This window comes from Actinomycetospora sp. CA-084318, assembly GCF_050955885.1.
In the GTDB taxonomy this organism is placed as follows: Bacteria; Actinomycetota; Actinomycetes; order Mycobacteriales; family Pseudonocardiaceae; genus Actinomycetospora.
This window is the reverse complement of the sequence record NZ_CP192098.1, coordinates 1,936,376-1,954,119: the sequence shown is the minus strand read 5'-3', so window position 1 is coordinate 1,954,119 and position 17,744 is coordinate 1,936,376. Positions and strand designations below refer to the sequence as shown.

The window sequence follows — 17,744 nt, the reverse complement described above, 5'->3', positions numbered from 1 at the left end:
TGGGGAGCGGTTCGGTCAGCGTCCGCCGACGATCTCGCCGACGTACCGCGCGACGGCCCGCACCGCCGCGATCGTGCTGGGGTAGTCCATCCGGGTCGGCCCGACGACGCCCATCCCGCCGAGCGCCGGCGCCGACACCGGGCCGTAGCCGATCGACACGGTGGAGGTGGCGAAGAGGTCCTCGGCCTCGTTCTCCTCGCCGATCCGCACCGTGACCTGCGCCGGGTCGTTCGACGCGGCGAGCAGCCGGAGCACCACGACCTGTTCCTCGAGCGCCTCGAGCACGCCCCGCAGCGACGCCGCGTCGGCGCCGTGACGGGCGAGGTTCGCGGTGCCACCGAGCACGAGCCGCTCCTCGGGGTGCTCCACGAGCGCCTCGACGAGCACCGCACTCACCGTGGTGACCACCGTGCGCAGGTCGGACGCCTCCTCGGGCAGGGTGGCGACCGCGGCGGCCGCCGTCGCCAGGGGCTTCCCGACGAGGGCCTGGTTCAACATGGTGCGCAGCCGTGCGACGTCGTCGTCGGACAGGACGTCGCCGAGGTCGACCACCCGCTGGTCCACCCGGCCGGTGTCGGTGATCAGCACGAGCATCAGCCGGGCCGGGGTGAGGCTCACGACCTCGAGGTGGCGCACCGTCGAGCGCGTCAGGGTCGGGTACTGCACCACCGCGACCTGGCGGGTGAGCTGCGCGAGCAGCCGCACGCTGCGGCGGAGCACGTCGTCGAGGTCGACCGCGCCGTCGAGGAACGTCGCGATGGCCTTGCGCTCGGCGGCCGACAGGGGCTTGACCTGCGCGAGGCGGTCGACGAACAGGCGGTAGCCCTTGTCGGTGGGGATCCGGCCGGCGCTGGTGTGCGGCTGGATGATGTAGCCCTCGTCCTCGAGCGCGGCCATGTCGTTGCGGACCGTCGCGCTGGAGACCCCCAGGTTGTGGCGGTCGACGATGCCCTTGCTGCCGACGGGTTCGTTGGTGGCGACGAAGTCGGCGACGATGGCCCGCAGGACGGCGATCCGGCGTTCCTCGGCGTTCATGTCGTCGACCTCCTCACGCGTCCGAGAACCCGACACTCCATGGTAGGCGAGACATGGGTACGGGGTCGGACGGCCGTGAGCGTGGTCGACTCAGCCTTGTCGACGGCGGAGGTGCTCAGCCCACCGCCACGGGGCGCGGCAGCTCGGCGAGGACCCCCTCGAGCGAGCGGACGACGACCTGTGCGGTCTCCACCGTGTCCGGGTCGGCCAGCGGGTTCTCGGCGTGCCCGCGCCAGCGGCCCAGCGCGGCGAGGGCCACCGCGCGCAGCTCACCGGGCCCGGTGTCCTCGGCCACCCCGAGGCGGGCCGTCGGGGCCGGGCCCTGGTCGCCGAGCAGCCGCTCGGCCTCCTCGGTGAGCGCGGCGCCGGCCCGGCCGGGGACGTCGAGCGGCCGGCGCCGCAGGCGGGTCAGCACGTCCAGCTCGACGATCTCGTGGGCGCCCGAGCGGACGCGCTCCACGTGCTCGGCCAGCGCGGCCAGGGCCGCCGGTGCGACGGGCCGCGGCACCCCGGCCCGCGGGACCGGGGAGGGCCGGGGGTCGACCCCACCGGTCGTCGGCAGATACCCGCTGCGCGCCCGGGCGAGGAACCGCTCGACGGCGAGCAGGGCCGAGCGGGCCTGGAAGACGTCCCGGCGCGCGAGGAACCGGGTCGTGAGGATGTCGCGCAACTCGTCGAGGCCGCTGCGGCGGGCGAGCTCGGCGGCGAGGGCGGCCGAGTCGTCGACCCCCCGGCGCAGCAGGGAGGCCGCGAGGCGGACGCCGAACAGCCCGAAGCGGTCCAGCAGCGCCAGCCGCGTCCCCGACGGCAGCACGCCCGCGGCCTGCACGAACCGGTCGGCGGTGAGCAGCTGCGCGTCGAGGTCGGCCCGATCGAGGCGGGCGAGCGAGCGCAGCGCGGTGAACTCCACGCCGCGCAGGGTGCGGGCGGTCTCCGCGACGAGGCCCGCGACCGTCGTCGTCGTCGCGCACCACGGGCGCAGCGCCGGGTCGGTCCGGTAGCGGCGGGCGACCTGCTGGGCGGCCATCACGGCGTCGATCCGCCCGCCGCCCACCTCGTCGGCGCGGGAGAGCACGACGAGCGTGCCCGCGGCGCCGACGTTCTCCGCGACGCGGTCGCCGTAGGACTCCAGGAACGCGACGTCGGGCTCGTGCAGGTGGCGCACCAGGTGGACGACGCAGTCGACCACGTCCTCGGAGAACTCGCCCCACACGCTGCGGCTGGCGGCCGAGTCGACGCCCGGGGTGTCGATCAGCGTGACGTCGCGCAGGTGCTGGGTGGGCCAGTCGACGTGCAGGGCGGCGACCCGGGCGAGGTCCAGCCGCTCGGTCTCGATCACCAGCGACCCGCGGCGGTGCAGGGCGGGCAGCTCGACCGGGTCCTCGTCCCGGCGCGCGCCGCGGTAGGTCACCCCGATGCGGGGACTCGGCCCGTCGGCGTAGTGCGTGGTCACCCGGGTGCACTCCCCCACCCCGGTCGGCGCGATCTGCTCGCCGACCAGCGCGTTGAGCAGCGTCGACTTGCCGGTCTTGATCGACCCGGCCAGCGCGACCCGCAGCGGGCCCCCGAGCCGGGCGCGCTGCGCGGTGAGCGCGCCGACGGCGTGCGGGTCGCCCGCGAACACGGTGACGGCGTGGTCGAGGACCCCGCGGGTCTCGTCGAGCAGGCGGCTCATCGGACGCCCCCGGAGGTCAGCTGGCGGTCGTGAGGGGAGGATGCGAGCGCTCTGTCGGCACGAGGGTTCCCCGCACGCGGGTCGAGGGCGGCCGCGAACCCGGCGCGGCACGCGGACACCCGCCCGGCCAGCAGCTCCACGCGCGCGAGCTCGGCCTTCACGTCGCGCAGCCGCCGTTCCCGACGACCGCTCTCGATCTCCTGCGCGGCCGCGGCGGCGGTCACCGCCTCGGCCACCGACCGCGCGAGCGACTCGGCCTGCGCGGTGAAGTGGTCGCGCAGGGTGCGCTGCACGTCGCGCAGCAGGTCGCGGGAGCGCTTGCTCGCCAGGTGCAGCACCTCGTCGCCGTGCCGCCGCACCGCCTGCTTCGCCTCCGCCCGCCGCCGCTGCAGCGCCCGCTTGCGCTCGTCCCGGATCGTCTTCGAGCCCAGCAGCACCCCGGCGCCCACCGAGAACGGGTTGATCAGCGCGAGCCCCGACAACGTCGTCACCATCCCGACCATCAGCACCCCGCCGTAGGACCCCCGCATCCCGACGACGAACCCGTTCGCCCAGCCGATCCGCTCCAGGTCGGGCACCTCGATCCCCGGCACGTCGGGCAGCTCCGCGCGCACGACCATGCCGCCGGGCATCGTCTGCTCCAGCGGTGACTCGGGCGGCGAGGGCGCCACGACCGCGGCGTCCTCCCGGGGCTCTGCGCCGGGCAGCTGCGAGCGCACCGAGCCGCCGGAGAGCGCGAAGTGGTCGGCCACCCGCTCGGCGAGCCGCCAGGTGCGCTCCCCGGCCCAGATGAACGTCGTCGTGACCGCCTCCGAGATCTCCTCCGAGAACCAGGGCGCGAAGGTGTCCCACGACGACGCCGGGTCGGCCGCGTCCAGCGCCTCCTCCCCCGCGCGGATCACGTGGCGGATGCGGTCGCGCAGGTCCCAGTCGATGTCGGAGACCAGGTCGGAGACGCCGTCGGCCAGCGTCTGCTGCCAGCGGGCGCTGCGTTCCCTGAGCTCGGCGGCCCGGTCGCGCGCGGCCGAGAGCTCCCGGGCCATGGCGGCCGCCGCCTCGGGGTCCTCCAGCCCGATCCGCTCGGCCTCGAGGGCCGCACCGAACTCGGTGACGGCCTCGGCGACCTGGTCGAGCACGGCCAGCGTGTGCCGCGCCCCCGCCGGGTCGGCGACCTCGCCGCGCAGCAGGTCGGCCAGCGCCGGCACACCGGACTCGGCCAGCAGCTCGTCGTCGCCGAGCCGGCGCGCGTGCGCCGCGAGCGTCGCCGAGACCGGGACCACCCGCACCCGGCGGAGGTCGTGCGCACGCAGGTGACGCAGGTCCAGGTCGCGGACCTCCCGCCACCGCGGGTGCAGGTCGACCTTGGTGAGCGCGAGGACGACGACGGCGCACTGCCGGTCGGCCGCCCGCAGCAGCGCCAGCTCGGGCGCGGTCAGCTCCCGCGACGCGTCGGTCACGACGACGACCGCGTGCGCGGCCGGGAACCCCGCCCGGACGGCGAGCCCGCGCGCCGACCGGGGACCGCCCTCGCCCGGGGTGTCGACGAGGACGAGGCCGTCGCCGACGAGGCCGTCGGGCAGTTCGACCTCGGCGTGCGACCAGGCCGGGCCGCCGGGATCGCGCCCGGAGACCGCGGCGGTCAGCTCGGCCGCGGAGACCCGTCGTCGGGCCGGGGTCCGGTCCGGGCCCTCCGCCTCGTCCGCCTCGTCGTCACGGGCGCCCGCCCCGACCAGCACCGCGGACGGCTGGGGGCCGTGGCGCACAACGGTGGCCAGGCGGGTCGCGACGTCGTCGTGCACGGGGCACACCGCGGCACCGGCGAGCTCGGACACGAGGGCGCTCTTGCCCTGCTTGAAGTCCCCGACGACGAGGACCCGCGCCCCGGGGTCCGCGAGCCGGTCGGCCGCGGCGGCGAGGTCGGCCGCGAGGTCGGGACGGCCGTAGGCCGTGGCGGCCCGGACGGCGAGTGCCGTCACCGCCCGTGCCTCGTCCCGGTCCGGGCCCGGCTCCGGGTCCGGTGCTTCGGCGTCCTGCCCCTCCACGTCGTCCCCCCGCGTCGGTCTCCGCTCCCGAACGTGGCCTCGCCGGACCAGTCCGTTAGGCCGTTCGGCCGACCCTAACGCGCGGAGCCGACCGCGCCGGGCCGACGCGGACGCCCGGTCGGAGGACAGCGCGCCCACCGGGCGCGCACACGGGAACAGCCGGGGCCCCTGACGTGGAGGGGTCCCGGCTGTTCGGGTCGGGTCGCGGCGGGCGCGGTCGCCACGACCCGTCCCGGGGGCGAGGTGCGGGGGGCAGCCCCCGGGACGTCGTGCTGGACGTGGATCAGGCGTGCGTGATCACGTCGTGGTGCTGCTCGTGCGCGGCCAGCGCCTCGGCCTCGGCCGGGGTGGAGTGGCTCTCCTGGGCGAACAGCGGCGCGGCCTCGCGCTGGGTCGTCGTCTGGTCGCCGGCCCCGGAGTTGGTGGAGTCGTGGCTGTCGGTGTTGCCGCTGTCGTTGACCGAGTTGTCGGTCGCGGTCGCGGTGTCGGTCGAGTTGTCGGTCACCGAGTGGTCCGAGGTGGCGTCAGCCTGCGAGGAGGCCGCGCCCGAGCCGAAGTTGGTGGCCGACTCGTCGGTGTTGGTCGCGGTCGCGGTGTCGTTCAGCGACACCGCGCCGCCCTCGCCGGCCGCGATCGAGCCGCCGACGCTGGAGGCGTCGCCGGCACCGAACGACGCGGTGCCGTCGTGGTTGACCATGTTGCCCTCGCCGGCCACCGCACCGGCGCCGGTCGCGACCGGGGCCGTGATGTCGCCGCCCGCGGCCACCGCGCCGTCGCCGGAGGCGACCGGCTGGTTCAGCGTGGTGGTCACGTCGCCGTTGGCGCGGATGTTCTGCTCGAGGTTGGTCTCGATGTCGTGCGAGTCGTACGCGTAGTTGTTGGTGACGTACTGCAGCTGCTGGATGACCTTCTCGACCTCCGGCGTGTGCGGCGGGAGGACGGGGCCGGGGATCCAGTGGTGCTCGCCGCCGTGGCCACCGTGGTGGTGCTCCTCGCCGACGACCGCGACGGCCGAGGCGGAGGCGGCACGGACGTCGTCGTCGTAGCGGGCGGCGACGGCGGCCGGCGCGTGGTCCATGACCAGCGGCAGGGCGTCGCGCACGTCGGCGAAGCACATCCCGTCCAGCCCGGCGGCCGCGAGCGTGGCCTGGGGGTTGGCGTCGAACTCCGCCTGGGTCTGCGGGTCGCGCAGCAGGTCGAGCAGGAACTGCAGCAGGGTCTTGGCCTCGGTCGCCGGCATCGTGTTCTCCATGTGCTCCTTCCGGACCTGTCTGATCCGGCGTTGGGAGCAACGTTAGGAACCCCGGGCCGCCGCGACATCGGTGTTCCCCCCGCGAACCCGATCCGGGGAGGAGGGGGATCCGACCACCCCCCGGGGATCCCGACCCCCGGGTCCCGTTCACCCCACCAGCCCCACCGTTCACCCGACTCTCGACGCCCACTCGGGTGGCGGCCCTCAACTGTGACTCTTGTTCCTCCGATTGGCGCAGTATGTTGCGCTTGACGGGGGAGCGCCGGTGTGCGGTCGACCGAGTGATGGGGGAATACGGTGGGTTACGACCTGGGGGTCGACCTGGGCGGGACGACGGTCGTCGCGGCGGTCCTGCGTGACGGCGAGGCCCGCGCGGACGCCGTCGCACTCGGGACCGACGGGTCCCCGAGCATGCCCGCCACCGCGCACCGCGGCAGCGACGGGGTCGTGCGGACCGGGGCGGACGCCGAGCGGCGCGCCGCCCTCGAGCCCGACCGCGCCGTCCGCGACGTCACGGCCCGCCTCGGCGACGACGTCCCCCTGATCGTCGGCGACGAGCCGTGGCGCGCGGACGACGTGGCCGCGGAGATCGTGCTGGCCGCCGTGCGCCGGGTCGCCGCCCTCGAGGGCGGTGCGGCACGGGCGCTCGCCGTCACGCACCCCGCCGGCTGGGGCAGCCACCGCGAGCGCACCCTGCGCCGGGCGCTGGTCCGGGTGGGTCTCGGGCACGCCACGCTCGTCGCCGAGTCGCGGGCGGCGGTCCTCGCCGCGTCCACCTACGGCGGGTTGCGGGCCGGGCGGGTGGCCGCGGTCTACGACCTCGGCGGCCGCCGTTTCCGGGCCGCCGTCATCCGCCGCGGCGCACGCGGCGTCGTCGCCTCCGGCACCGAGGGCGGGGCCGCCGCGCCCGGCACCACGACGACCGAGGTGCTCGCCGATTCCGGCACCCCGGTCCGTGCCGGCGGCACCGACGTCGACGCCGCCGTCCTCGCGCACGTCCGCGAGGAGCTCGGCGAGCCGTTCGACGCGGCGCTCGCCGCCCTCGACGACAACGCCTCCCGGCACGCGCTCGCCACCCTCCAGCGCTCCGCCCGGGTGGCCAAGGAGCGGCTCTCGGCCGACACCGAGGCGCCGCTGCGGGTGACGGTCGGGCCGCTGGACACGACCGTGCGCATCACCCGCGCCGACCTCGAGGCCCGCATCACGCCGCTCGTCGCGGCCACCGTGGACGCCTTCGCCGGGACCCTCGAGGCTGCCGGCATCACGCCCGACCAGGTCGTCCTCGTCGGCGGGTCGTCCCGCATCCCGCTCGTCGCCCGCCTCCTCGCCGAGGAACTGGGCCGCCCGGTGCGCCCCGAGCTGGACCCGGTCACCGTCGTCGCCGAGGGCGCCGCCCTGGCCGCGGCCGGCCACGCCGCCGCCCGCCGCCACGAGGCCCTGACCGGTCCGGCCTCCGGTTCCTTCCCGACGACCGGCCCGGCCTCCGGTTCCTTCCCGACGACGGGCCCGGCGTCCGCGCCGTTCGCCGCCGCGGCGGCGGGCGTGCGGGAACGGCGCCGGGTCGAGGCGGAGCGCCGCCCGGTCACCGCCGGTGCGTATGCGCCCGAGCAACCGGAGCCGGTCGAGCGGCACGCCGCCGTCGGCGCCGCCGTGGCCGCGGGGGTCGCGCTCGGGGCGTCCGCCGCCCGATCCAGTGCCCGGGTGACGCCGGTCGCGGGCTCCGGGGACGGCGACTGGGGTCCCGCCTCGGCGCTGCCGGCCGCGGCCGAGGAGGCGCGGCCCGCGCGGTCGGGCTCGACGGCGCTCATGGAACGGCCGCGGACCCCGGGCGACGACGTGCCGCGCCCACCCGTCGCGACCGCGGCCGCCCCGATCGGCGAGCACGCCCCGCAGGGTGTGTTCCGGCGCTACCGGACGCTGCTGCTCGTGCTCCTGGTCCTGCTCGTGCTGGCCGCCGTGGCCGTCCTCGTGCCGATCCCCGGGCTGACCACGGCCCGGACCTCGACGACCACGACCACCACCCCGGCCCCGACCACGCCGCCCGCAGCCCCCACACCGGCGGCCGCCGCCCCGCTCGTCCCGCTCCCGTCGGCCGAGTCCGGCCCGACCGGCGAGGCCGCGCCACCCGCCGTCGGGAACGAGGAACAGGAGCGGTCCTCCGCCGCGGGGACCACCACCCGCCGACCGGCGGCGACGACCCGCTCCTCCCGCACCCCGACCGCGCAGAACCTGCGGCCCGCGGGCGGCGCGGCACCGGTCGCCGACCCGCAGGCGGTGGCACCGACCTCGGTCCCGGCCGCCCCGCCGGCCCAGCCTGCGTCGGAGGAGCCCGTCGCGCCGGCGCCCTCACCGGACGTCGCCCGTCCCGTGGCGCAGGCCCCGCCGGTCACCCCGTCCGCGGCGGACACGCCGGTCGCCTCCGCACCGAGCAGCGTCGCGCCGACGACCGGGACGTCCTCGTGACACCGGCCCCCGACGACGCCTCCGACGCCTCCGACGCCTCCGACGCCGACACGGCCGCCCGGGCCGCGCTGGCCGGCGACTCCGACACCGCCCTGCGGCTCGCCGACGTCGCGCTGCGCACCGGGGCCGGCGCGGACCGGCTGCTGGGCGCGCGGGTGCTCGCCGCGGTCCTGCCGCAGCGCGGGCTGCTCGCCCGGGCCGCCGAGGTGCACCGCTGGCTCGCGCGGCAGGACGCGGGGACGCCGGACGCCGTGGTCAGCCTGCTCGGCACCGGCGCCCTCGACGAGGCGCGCGGCGCGGTGGCCCCTGCGGCCGACGCGCTGCCCGGCCTGCGCGACGGCGCCGACACGCTCACCGCCGAGGGGCTGCTGGCCTCCGTCGACGGCCGGGACATCACGGCGGGCACCTCCCTGTCGCTGCTGGTCCGCGCGACGACCGCCCTCGCCGCGACCGGCGAGCAGGCTCCCGCCGCCGACTCCCCCGCCGCCCTCGGCGCCCTGCTCGCGCTGCACCGCGGGGAGCCCGAGCTCGCCGACCCGCTGCTCGACCTCGCGGTCGACGCCGACCTCGGCGGCCCCGCCCTCCGGCGCCGCCACCTGCTGCTGCGTGCCTGGTCGGCGATGCTGCGCGACGACGAGCCCGGCGCCCGCGCCGCCCTCGCCGCTGCTGCCGAGCTGCCGGGCGCCCCGGAGCCGCGCGACGCGCTCGTCACCGTGGCCTGCGAGGTCGCCCTCGCCCGCCGCGCCGGCGACACCCGCCGGCTGCTCGACCTGTGGTCGCGCGCCCGGCAGGCCCTGCTGCGCCACCCGGTCGACCTCTACTGCCTGCTCCCCGTCGGCGAGCTCGCGATCGCCGCGGCCCGGCTCGGCGAGAGCCGGTGGGTGGACCCGCACCTCGCCGAGGCGACCGCTCTGCTCGCCGGACTGGGCGACCCGCCGTCGTGGTCGACCTCCTGGCACTGGGCGCGGCTGCACGCGGCGATCACCGCCGACGACCGCGCCGCCGCCGGCGACCACGCCGCCGCCCTCGAGGACGCCGCGCGCACCAACGACCGCGCGGTGGCCCCCGCCCGGGCCGCGCGCGTGTGGCTCGCGGTGCTCGCCGGGGAGATCGACGCCGAGGCGGTGACGGCGACCGCGACCGCCCTGCGCGCCGTCGGCCTCGCCTGGGACGGTGCCCGCCTCGCCGGCGAGGCCGCCATCCGCACCACCGACCGCACCGACTCCGCCACCCTCCTCGCCTGCGCCCGCGCCCTCCAGGCCGGTCGCGTGCCCACGGCCCCGGAACCCCTTCCCGACGCCGGGCCCTCCCGGGCCGCCGCGGTCACCCGCGCCCGCCGGGAGGCCACGCTCACCGGCCGGGAACGGGAGATCGCCGAGCTCGTCCTCGAGGGGCTGACCTACCGGGAGATCGCGGGCCGGCTGTTCCTCTCGACGAAGACGGTGGAGCACCACGTGGCGCGGATCCGTCGTCGGCTGGGCTCGGAGAGCCGGGCGGAGCTGTTCAGCGAGCTGAAGGTGCTGGTCGGCACCGGTCCGTGACCGCCGCGGCCACCGGCCGTCACCTCGCCGTCCAGACCGCTCCACGGAACCGATGCCACCGGCACCGGATCCACGGAGCAGTCCGAAGAGCCGCGTCACGCAAGGTGCCAACCGACCACCGACCGTCGCCTCGCCCTCCGGAGCACACCGCAGAACCGATGCCGTCGGCATCGGATCCACGCAGCAGTCCGAGGAGCCGCGTCACGCACGGTGTCAGTCGATCACACGCGGTGATCCGCGCATCCTCTGCGCATACCGTCGGCGCCCCGTGAGCCGGTCGCTCGCCTGTCGAGCGGCATCGAACAGGCATCCACTCAGGATCCGCATGATCACGGCGGCCCCGGCGAGCTCGCGTCGGCGGTGCAGCCCCGCCTCCGACGCCGCGGCCGCCATCGCCGACCGCACGACGAAGCGCAGCTCGGCCGCGGCGTCGTCGCGCTCCTGGTGCGGCACGAGGGTGACGACGATCCGCTGCGCGTGGGTGTCGTCGGGACCGCGGGCCACGTGGCCCTCCCGCTCCAGACGACGGAGCATCCGCGACAGACCGCTGCGGGTGAGCCCGGTGCGGTCGGCGAGGGTCTCCGTCGTCAGCGGTCCCCGCTGCCGGAGCAGGTCCAGGCAGGCCAGCTCGTGCACCGTGAGGCCGAGCCGGGCGGCCGTGAACAGCCGGAGCCGGTTGACCACGGGGACGACGTCGTCGAGGACGAACCCCGTGAGTTCGTCACCCGCCTCACGCCACGCGCGGTACCGCGCGAGGTGCTCGGGCTCCTCCATGCCCCCAGCCTGACCGAACGGCCCCGCCGCCGGGGGCCGTTCGCGCCAGGTCGTGGTCAGACGTCGACCGACGCCGCCTCCGGGTCGGCCGAGGCCCCGCGCACCGGGAGGGTGGCGAAGACCGCCGGCGGCTCCGACCACGGCTCGGCGAGCGTGCCGGTCTCGGCGTCGCGGATGGCGTGCCAGACCCGATCCGGCGTGAGCGGCATGTCGACGTGGCGCACCCCGAGGTGGGCGAGCGCGTCGACCACGGCGTTCTGCACCGCCGGCGTCGAGCCGATCGTCGCCGCCTCGCCGATCCCCTTCGCCCCGAGCGGGTTGTACGGGGTGGGCGTCTCGGTGGACGCGGCCTCGAACGTCGGCAGCTCCGCGGCGGTCGGGAGCAGGTAGGCGGCGAACGAGCCGGTCGTCGGGTTGCCCTCGTCGTCGTAGGAGAAGCCCTCCCACAGCGCCTGCGAGATGCCCTGGACCAGCCCGCCGTGCTGCTGGCCGGCGACGAGCGTCGGGTTGAGCACGCGGCCGCAGTCGTCGACCGCGATGTGCCGGGTCGGCGTGACCCGACCCGTGTCCAGGTCGACCTCGACGACGCTCACGTGCGCGCCGAAGGGGTAGGTCGCGCCGGGCTGCGACTCGTCGCGCGCCTCGGCCAGCGACACCCCCTGCTCGTGCGCAGCCGTGGCGACCTCCGCCCACGACATCGACCGGCCGGGGACCCCGGACACCCCCACGGAGCCGTCGTCGAGAACCGCGATGTCCTCCGGCGCCGCCTCGAAGACCGACGCGACCACCTCGCGGGCGCGGGAGAGCACCGTGTCCGCGGCGACGAGCACGCTGGAACCGGCCAGCTGCAGCGAGCGCGACCCGCCGGTCCCGCCGCCGTGCGGCACCGTCGCGGTGTCGGACTGGACGAAGCGGATGCGCTCCATCGGGATGCCGAGCCGGTCGGAGACGATCATCGCGAACGACGTCGCGTGCCCCTGCCCGTGCCCGGAGGTGCCGACCGCGACGGTCGCCCCGCCGTCGTCGTCGACGGAGACCTTCCCGTACTCCTGCGCGGCGCCACCCGCCGTGACCTCGACGTAGACCGCGAGGCCGATCCCCAGCACCACCCGGTCCCCGCGGTCCCGACGACGGGCCTGCTCGGCCCGGAGCTCGTCGTACCCGGCCAGGCCCAGCGCCTCGTCGAGGGGCTTGGCGTAGTCGCCGGAGTCGTAGAGCGAGCCGGTGACGGTCGTGTAGGGGAACTGGTCGGGCGCGAGGAAGTTCCGGCGGCGCAGCTCGGCGGGGTCCATGCCGAGCTCGGCCGCGCCCATGTCGACGAGCCGCTCGAGCATCGCGGCGGCCTCCGGGCGACCGGCCCCGCGGAAGGCGCCCATCGGCGTCGTCGTGGTGAGCGCGGCCGCGGCGCCGTAGGAGATCGCGGGGATGCGGTAGACGCCCTGGGCCATGTTGCGGGTCGGGCCGAGCGCGAGGGCGCCGCCGAAGCCGGCGTAGGCCCCGGCGTCCCCGACGACGCGGGCCCGCAGGCCGACGATCGTGCCGTCCCGGCGCAGCCCGAGCTCGCCGTACTGCACCTGACCCCGGCCGTGCGGCATGGCGGTGAGGTTCTCGCTGCGGGTCTCGGTCCAGGTCACGGGGCGGCCGAGGCGCCGGGCGAGCTCGATGACCACGGCGTGCTCGGGCGCCATGCCGGCCTTGCCGCCGAAGCCGCCGCCGACGTGCGGGGCGATGACGCGGACGCGCTGCGGGTCCCAGCCCCACTGGTTCGCGACCTGGTCGCGCAGGCCGTGCGGCATCTGGGTGGAGACGTGGATCGTGGCGTCGTAGTCGCCCGAGGCGGGCTCGGCGGTGACCGAGTTGCCCTCCATCGGCGCGACCGCGAGGCGCTGGTTGACGATCCGGGCGCGGACCACGACCTCGGCGTCGGCGAGCGGGTCGACGTCGTCGGCGTCGCGCATCCCGGCGGCGAGGTTGGAGCCGAGCTCCTCGAACTGCAGCGGGGCGCCGGCGGCCAGGGCGGCCTCCGGGTCGACGACGGGCTCGAGCGGGTCGTAGTCGACCTCGACGAGCTCGGCGGCGTCGACCGCCTCGGCCTTCGTCGTCGCGACGATCGCCGCCACCATGTCGCCGACGAACCGGACCTTGCCGCGCGCGAGCAGCGGCCGGGCGCAGGCGTCGTTGAGCACCATGAACGGGCGGTGATCGGGCAGGTCGGCGAGGTCGTCGGCGGTCACCACGGTGACGACGCCGGGCGCCTCGCGGGCCTTGTCGACGCTGACGTCCTCGATCCGCGCGTGCGCGAGCGGCGAGCGCACGAAGACGACGTGCAGCGCGCCCGGCGGGACGATGTTGTCGACGTAGGTGGCGTGACCCCGGATCAGCTCCGGGTCCTCGACGCGGCGGACGGCGGTTCCGAGAATGGATCCTGGCACGGACCTGACGCTATGCCTTCGAGTGCGCTCGAACGCAAGGTGCCGGAGGCCCGTGAGTACTTCTGACGGTGATGACCGTCAGAAGTACTCACAGGACGCAGTCACACCGTCGTCGAGCCGAGATCGACGGGGAGCGCGACCCCGGTGACCGTGCGGGACTCGTCGGAGGCCAGCCACACGACGGCGTCGGCGATGTCGCGCGGCGCCGCGACGCGGGGCTCGTCGAGGACCTGGGCGAAGGACCGCAGGTAGTGCCGCTCGGCACGCAGCAGTGCCGTCAGGTCATCGTCGTGGGCCATCGCGGTCTCGACCGCCCAGGGGTGCACCGAGTTCGCGCGGATGCCGTAGGGCGCGAGCTCCAGCGCGGCGGTGCGCGTCAGCCCGAAGAGGCCGTGCTTGCTCGCGCTGTAGTGCGCCTGCCCGGGCAGCGCCTTCAGCCCGGCCACGGAACTGATCGTGACGATCGACCCTCCGTGACCGGCGTCGATCATCGCCGGGATCGTGGCGCGCAGCGTGTGCCAGACACCGGTGAGGTTGACGTCGAGCACCGCCTGCCACTGCTCGGGCGTGATCTCCCACAGCCGGCCCCAGGCGCTGATGCCCGCGTTGGCCACCACGACGTCGAGCCGACCGAACCGGTCCGTCCCGGCCGCGACCGCCGCCTCGACCGCGTCGAGGGCGCGGACGTCCGCCTGCCGCGCCACGACCCCGGCGCCGGCCGCCTCCGCGAGGGCGACGGTCTCCGCGAGATCGTCGGGGGTCGAGGGCGGATAGCCCAGCGCTCCCACGGCGTCGCAGACGTCGAGCAGGACGAGGTCGGCGCCCTCCTCGGCGAGACGCAGCGCGTGCGCCCGGCCCTGTCCGCGGGCCGCGCCGGTGACGAGGGCGACGCGGCCCGCGAGCCGCCTCACGGGGTCCGCCGCGGGGAGGGGCCGGCGAGCAGCGCGCGCCCGACGACCTCCTTCATGATCTCGTTCGTCCCGCCGTAGATGCGCTGCACGCGGGCGTCCCGCCACATCCGCGCGATGGGGTACTCCTCCATGTAGCCGTAGCCGCCGAAGAGCTGCAGGCATCGGTCGATGACCGTGTTCTGCTTCGCCACGACGCTGGTCGACGGGCTGCTCGTACCAGGTGCGCTCCGCGCTCGTGAGTACTAATCCGTGCTCTGACACGGGTTAGTACTCACAGGTGCGGAGCACACCTACATGCGCAGCACCTTCCCGACGAGGCCCGCCGAGGCGCCGACCGCCAGCGTCCCGCCGGCGCGGCGCAGACCCTCCGCCGTCGTCGTCTCCGGGTCGCTCGCCGAGGTCGCGCTCCAGACGGTGACGAGCAGCAGCCAGCGCATCAGCGTGTAGACGAACAGGAGCAGGCCGACCAGGGCGCCGAGGGTCGCGACGGCGGGTGAGTGCGTCAGCAGCGCGAGGTAGAGGCCGCCGAGCTGCTGCAGCGCCGCCAGCCCCAGGGCTCCGACCGCAGCCGGCAGGAGGACCTCCCGCACGGGGCGCCGGACCCGCGGCAGCTTCGCGAGACACCAGCCGACGACCACCCAGTTCGCGAGCAGGCCGACCACGATCGACCCGGCCGTCAGCAGCACCCGCGCGCCGAGGGTGCCGCCGAGCCCGAGCGCCTCGAGCACCCACGTGCCGATCCGCCCGCTCAGGGCGGCCGACGCGAACGAGAGCACCATGGCGACCCCGATGCCGAACAGGGTCACCACGTCGGACAGCACGGTGCGCCACAGCCGTTCCCTCGGCCGCGGCTGCCCCAGCATCGCCGTCACCGAGTCGCGGACATGGGCGATCCAGCTCCACCCCGAGAACAGCGCGACGGCCAAGGCGAGCACCCCGAGCCGACCGCGCTCGGCCACGACGGTGTGCACCACCCCGCCGACCGCACCGGACGCCCCGACCGGCAGCGCGACGGCGAGCGCAGCATCCAGCTGGGCGAGCACCACGCCGTCGGCGGCGAGCACGAACCCGGTCACGGCGACCGCCAGCATCAACAGCGGCACCAGGGCGAGCAGCGTGAAGAAGGTCAGGGCGGCGGCATGGTGGTTGCCGTCCCGGTCGCGGTAGCGGCCGACGGTGCGGACGAGCCGGCGGACCGACGGCGCGCCGGCCACCCGTCGTCGTGCCGTGCCCAGCCGCATCATGGGGGCCAGTGTGCGCTGCGCGCCCGTGAGCACTGTCCGTGGCTCCGACCACGGACAGTGCTCACATGCGCAGCACCTGAGGGAGCACCTCCGAGATCCCGCCGCGCAGCACCACGGAGGCGATCGGGTCGTAGGGCGTCGGCTCGGCGTTCACGATGATCACCTCGGCGCCCACGGCGGATGCGACGTCCACCAGCCCGGCCGCCGGGTGCACACCGAGCGAGGTGCCGATCGCGAGGAACAGGTCGCAGGCCAGCGTGGCGTCCCGGGCGCGGGTGAGCACGTCGACGTCGAGCATCTCGCCGAACATGATCGTGGTCGCCTTGAGGATGCCGCCGCAGTGCACGCAGCGCGGGTCGTCCTCGCCGGCTCGCACGCGGTCGCGGGCCTCGGCCATCGGCGCCACCGCCCCGCAGCCCAGGCAGACCGTGCCGTGGTTCGACCCGTGCAGCTCGGCCACCAGGTCCGGGGACGACCCCGCCTTCTGGTGCAGCTCGTCGATGTTCTGGGTGAGCAGCGCGAGGAGCTTGCCGGACCGCTCGAGCTCGACCAGCGCCTCGTGCGCCCGCCCCGGGACCGCGGCGAACATGGGGTGGTCGAGCCGCTCCCGCCACGCCTCCCGACGGACCTCGGGGTCGTCGCGGTAGTTGTCGATGTTCCAGATCAGCTCGGCCTTCGGGTTCTTCGTCCACACGCCCTCGGGGCCCCGGAAGTCGGGGATCCCGGAGTCGGTGGAGATGCCCGCGCCGGTGAGGACGGTGATCCGCTGCGCCCGGGCGATCAGCTCGCGGGCCCGCTCGATGTCATCCGGCATGCGTTCCACCGTGTCACGCGAGCAGGGCCCGGGCGACCGCGTCCGGCTGCGCCAGCGCCACCAGGTGCCCGCCCGGGAGCACCTCGGCCTCCACGCCGACCCGTTCCCGGGCGAGACGCTGCACGAACGGCAGCGGGAAGAGCCGGTCGTCGCGGGCGGCGAGGACGCGGGTCGGGACGTCGGGCCATCGTCCGAGCAAGAACGGCGCGTCGAACAGCGCGTCCGGCGGCCACGACGGCTCGGGCTGCTCCGGCAGCACCGCGGGCGGCACGTCGTGCAGGAACGTCACGTCCACGTCGAACCCGGGCCCCGGGACGACGAGGGCGGGGTCGAGTCCCTGCGCCTGCGCGCCGGCGGCGGCGGCCGCTGCGTGCCCGGTGGCGTCCCACCACGCCCCGGCGGTCTCCCCCGGCGCCGGGACCATCGGGGCCAGCAGCACCACCGCGTTCGTCGGGAAGCGCGAGGCCGCGAGGGCGACGACGAAGGCGCCCATCGACTGCCCGACGAGCACCGCGGGCTCGTCGGTGCGGAGCGCGTCGACGCACTCCTCCCAGGTGGTGGCCTCGGGCGGGAGGTCGACGGCCACGGCGTCGGGCAGCAGCGGCAGCACGCGGGACCAGTAGGCCGAGCCGCCGCCGGCGCCGTGGACGAGGACGATCCGGGTCACGCGTCGAGTGTCGCGAGGTCCTCCGCCGACAGCGACACCGACCCGGCCGCGACGTTCTCCTCGAGGTGCGCGACCGACCGGGTCCCCGGGATGACCATGGTCTCCGGCGACCGGGTGAGCACCCAGGCGAGGCCGATCTGCGACGGGGTCGCGCCGAGCCGCTCCGCGACCGACTGCACGGCCGGCAGCGACGTCACCTGTGTCTGACCGGGCCAGCCGCCCCCGAGCGGGAAGTACGGCACCCAGGCGATGCCGTGGTCACGGCAGAGGTCGAGCACGTCCTCCGACGAGCGGTCGACCAGCGAGTAGGCGTTCTGCACGCACACGATCCCCGACGGGAGGGCCTGGCGCAGCTGGTCCGCCGACACGTGGGAGAGCCCGACGGCGCCGATCTTCCCCTCGTCGCGCAGGGCCGTCATCGTGGCGAGCTGGTCGTCGAGGTCGACGACCTGGTCGCCCTCGGCGACGAGCCCGGGCGGGGCGTCGGCGCGGCGGAGGTTCACGACGTCGAGCCGCGGCGCCCCGAGCGAGCGCAGGTTCGCCTCCACCTGGGCCCGCAGCTGCTCCGGGCGCTGGGCGAGCCGCAGCGGAATCTCGCCGTCCGCCGGTTCCGCGCCGACCTTGGAGACGATCACGACGTCGTCGTAGGGCGCGAGCGCCGCGCGGATGCGTCGGTTGACCACGCCGTCGCCGTAGAACTCGGCCGTGTCGACGTGGTCCACGCCGAGCTCGCGGGCGCGGCGCAGCACGGCGACCGGCTCGTCGTCGCTCCCCGCCCAACGCAGCTGCATCGCGCCGTACCCGACCCGCGCGACCTCGTGCTCCCCCAGCTTCGCGGTACCTCCGGGACCCATCCCGACTCCTCTCGTCGGCCGATCCGGAGTAGCCTCCGGT

13 protein-coding genes and 1 pseudogene are annotated in these 17,744 nt (G+C 76.0%); 2 read left to right on the top strand and 12 right to left on the bottom strand.

The annotated features are described in order from the left end of the window. Positions 1-15: 15 nt before the first annotated feature. From hrcA to ACQPYX_RS09550, 4 genes are all read right to left on the bottom strand, one after another. Positions 16-1,035: a heat-inducible transcriptional repressor HrcA gene (hrcA, locus tag ACQPYX_RS09565; protein ID WP_433802668.1), complete on the bottom strand. Its 1,020-nt coding sequence runs from the start codon at positions 1,033-1,035 to the stop codon at positions 16-18. Positions 1,036-1,150: 115 nt separating this feature from the next. Then, positions 1,151-2,710, bottom strand: coding sequence for a dynamin family protein (locus tag ACQPYX_RS09560; RefSeq protein WP_433802667.1), 1,560 nt, complete (start codon positions 2,708-2,710; stop codon positions 1,151-1,153). After that, positions 2,707-4,686, bottom strand: a complete 1,980-nt coding sequence (locus ACQPYX_RS09555; protein WP_433802666.1) for a dynamin family protein — start codon at positions 4,684-4,686, stop codon at positions 2,707-2,709. Before ACQPYX_RS09555 ends, ACQPYX_RS09560 begins: the two co-directional genes overlap by 4 nt. A gap of 349 nt (positions 4,687-5,035) precedes the next feature. Next, positions 5,036-6,004 carry an IniB N-terminal domain-containing protein gene (locus tag ACQPYX_RS09550; RefSeq protein WP_433802665.1) on the bottom strand — a complete coding sequence of 323 codons (969 nt, stop codon included), beginning with the start codon at positions 6,002-6,004 and terminating at the stop codon, positions 5,036-5,038. Between the two features lie 297 nt (positions 6,005-6,301). Between ACQPYX_RS09550 and ACQPYX_RS09545 the strand changes: the two genes are divergently transcribed. Next, positions 6,302-8,467 carry an Hsp70 family protein gene (locus tag ACQPYX_RS09545; protein WP_433802664.1) on the top strand — a complete coding sequence of 722 codons (2,166 nt, stop codon included), beginning with the start codon at positions 6,302-6,304 and terminating at the stop codon, positions 8,465-8,467. Then, positions 8,464-10,008 carry a helix-turn-helix transcriptional regulator gene (locus ACQPYX_RS09540; protein WP_433802663.1) on the top strand — a complete coding sequence of 515 codons (1,545 nt, stop codon included), beginning with the start codon at positions 8,464-8,466 and terminating at the stop codon, positions 10,006-10,008. The genes ACQPYX_RS09545 and ACQPYX_RS09540 overlap by 4 nt, the downstream gene beginning before the upstream one ends. Positions 10,009-10,221: 213 nt before the next feature. Here the strand turns inward: ACQPYX_RS09540 and ACQPYX_RS09535 are convergent, their stop codons facing one another. From ACQPYX_RS09535 to ACQPYX_RS09500, 8 genes and pseudogenes are all read right to left on the bottom strand, one after another. Further along, complete coding sequence (locus tag ACQPYX_RS09535; RefSeq protein WP_433802662.1) at positions 10,222-10,782, bottom strand: MarR family winged helix-turn-helix transcriptional regulator; 561 nt, start codon at positions 10,780-10,782, stop codon at positions 10,222-10,224. A gap of 56 nt (positions 10,783-10,838) precedes the next feature. Then, positions 10,839-13,214 (bottom strand): xanthine dehydrogenase family protein molybdopterin-binding subunit, encoded by a 2,376-nt coding sequence (locus tag ACQPYX_RS09530; RefSeq protein ID WP_433802661.1) that lies wholly within the window; start codon positions 13,212-13,214, stop codon positions 10,839-10,841. A gap of 101 nt (positions 13,215-13,315) precedes the next feature. Beyond that, the gene (locus ACQPYX_RS09525) at positions 13,316-14,125 is read right to left on the bottom strand and encodes a mycofactocin-coupled SDR family oxidoreductase (RefSeq protein ID WP_433802660.1); all 810 of its coding nucleotides are present in this window, start codon (positions 14,123-14,125) and stop codon (positions 13,316-13,318) included. Beyond that, a pseudogene (locus ACQPYX_RS09520) lies at positions 14,122-14,304 on the bottom strand (acyl-CoA dehydrogenase family protein); the annotation flags it as partial. The gene ACQPYX_RS09525 and the pseudogene ACQPYX_RS09520, both read right to left, overlap by 4 nt. A 111-nt stretch (positions 14,305-14,415) precedes the next feature. Beyond that, the gene (locus ACQPYX_RS09515; RefSeq protein WP_433802659.1) at positions 14,416-15,369 is read right to left on the bottom strand and encodes a YihY/virulence factor BrkB family protein; all 954 of its coding nucleotides are present in this window, start codon (positions 15,367-15,369) and stop codon (positions 14,416-14,418) included. A 61-nt stretch (positions 15,370-15,430) separates the two neighbouring features. Beyond that, the gene (locus tag ACQPYX_RS09510; protein ID WP_433802658.1) at positions 15,431-16,183 is read right to left on the bottom strand and encodes an SIR2 family NAD-dependent protein deacylase; all 753 of its coding nucleotides are present in this window, start codon (positions 16,181-16,183) and stop codon (positions 15,431-15,433) included. 13 nt (positions 16,184-16,196) lie between these two features. After that, positions 16,197-16,850, bottom strand: coding sequence for an alpha/beta fold hydrolase (locus ACQPYX_RS09505; RefSeq protein WP_433802657.1), 654 nt, complete (start codon positions 16,848-16,850; stop codon positions 16,197-16,199). Then, on the bottom strand, positions 16,847-17,704 hold the full coding sequence (locus ACQPYX_RS09500; RefSeq protein WP_433802656.1) for an aldo/keto reductase: 858 nt from the start codon (positions 17,702-17,704) through the stop codon (positions 16,847-16,849). Before ACQPYX_RS09500 ends, ACQPYX_RS09505 begins: the two co-directional genes overlap by 4 nt. Positions 17,705-17,744: the final 40 nt, after the last annotated feature.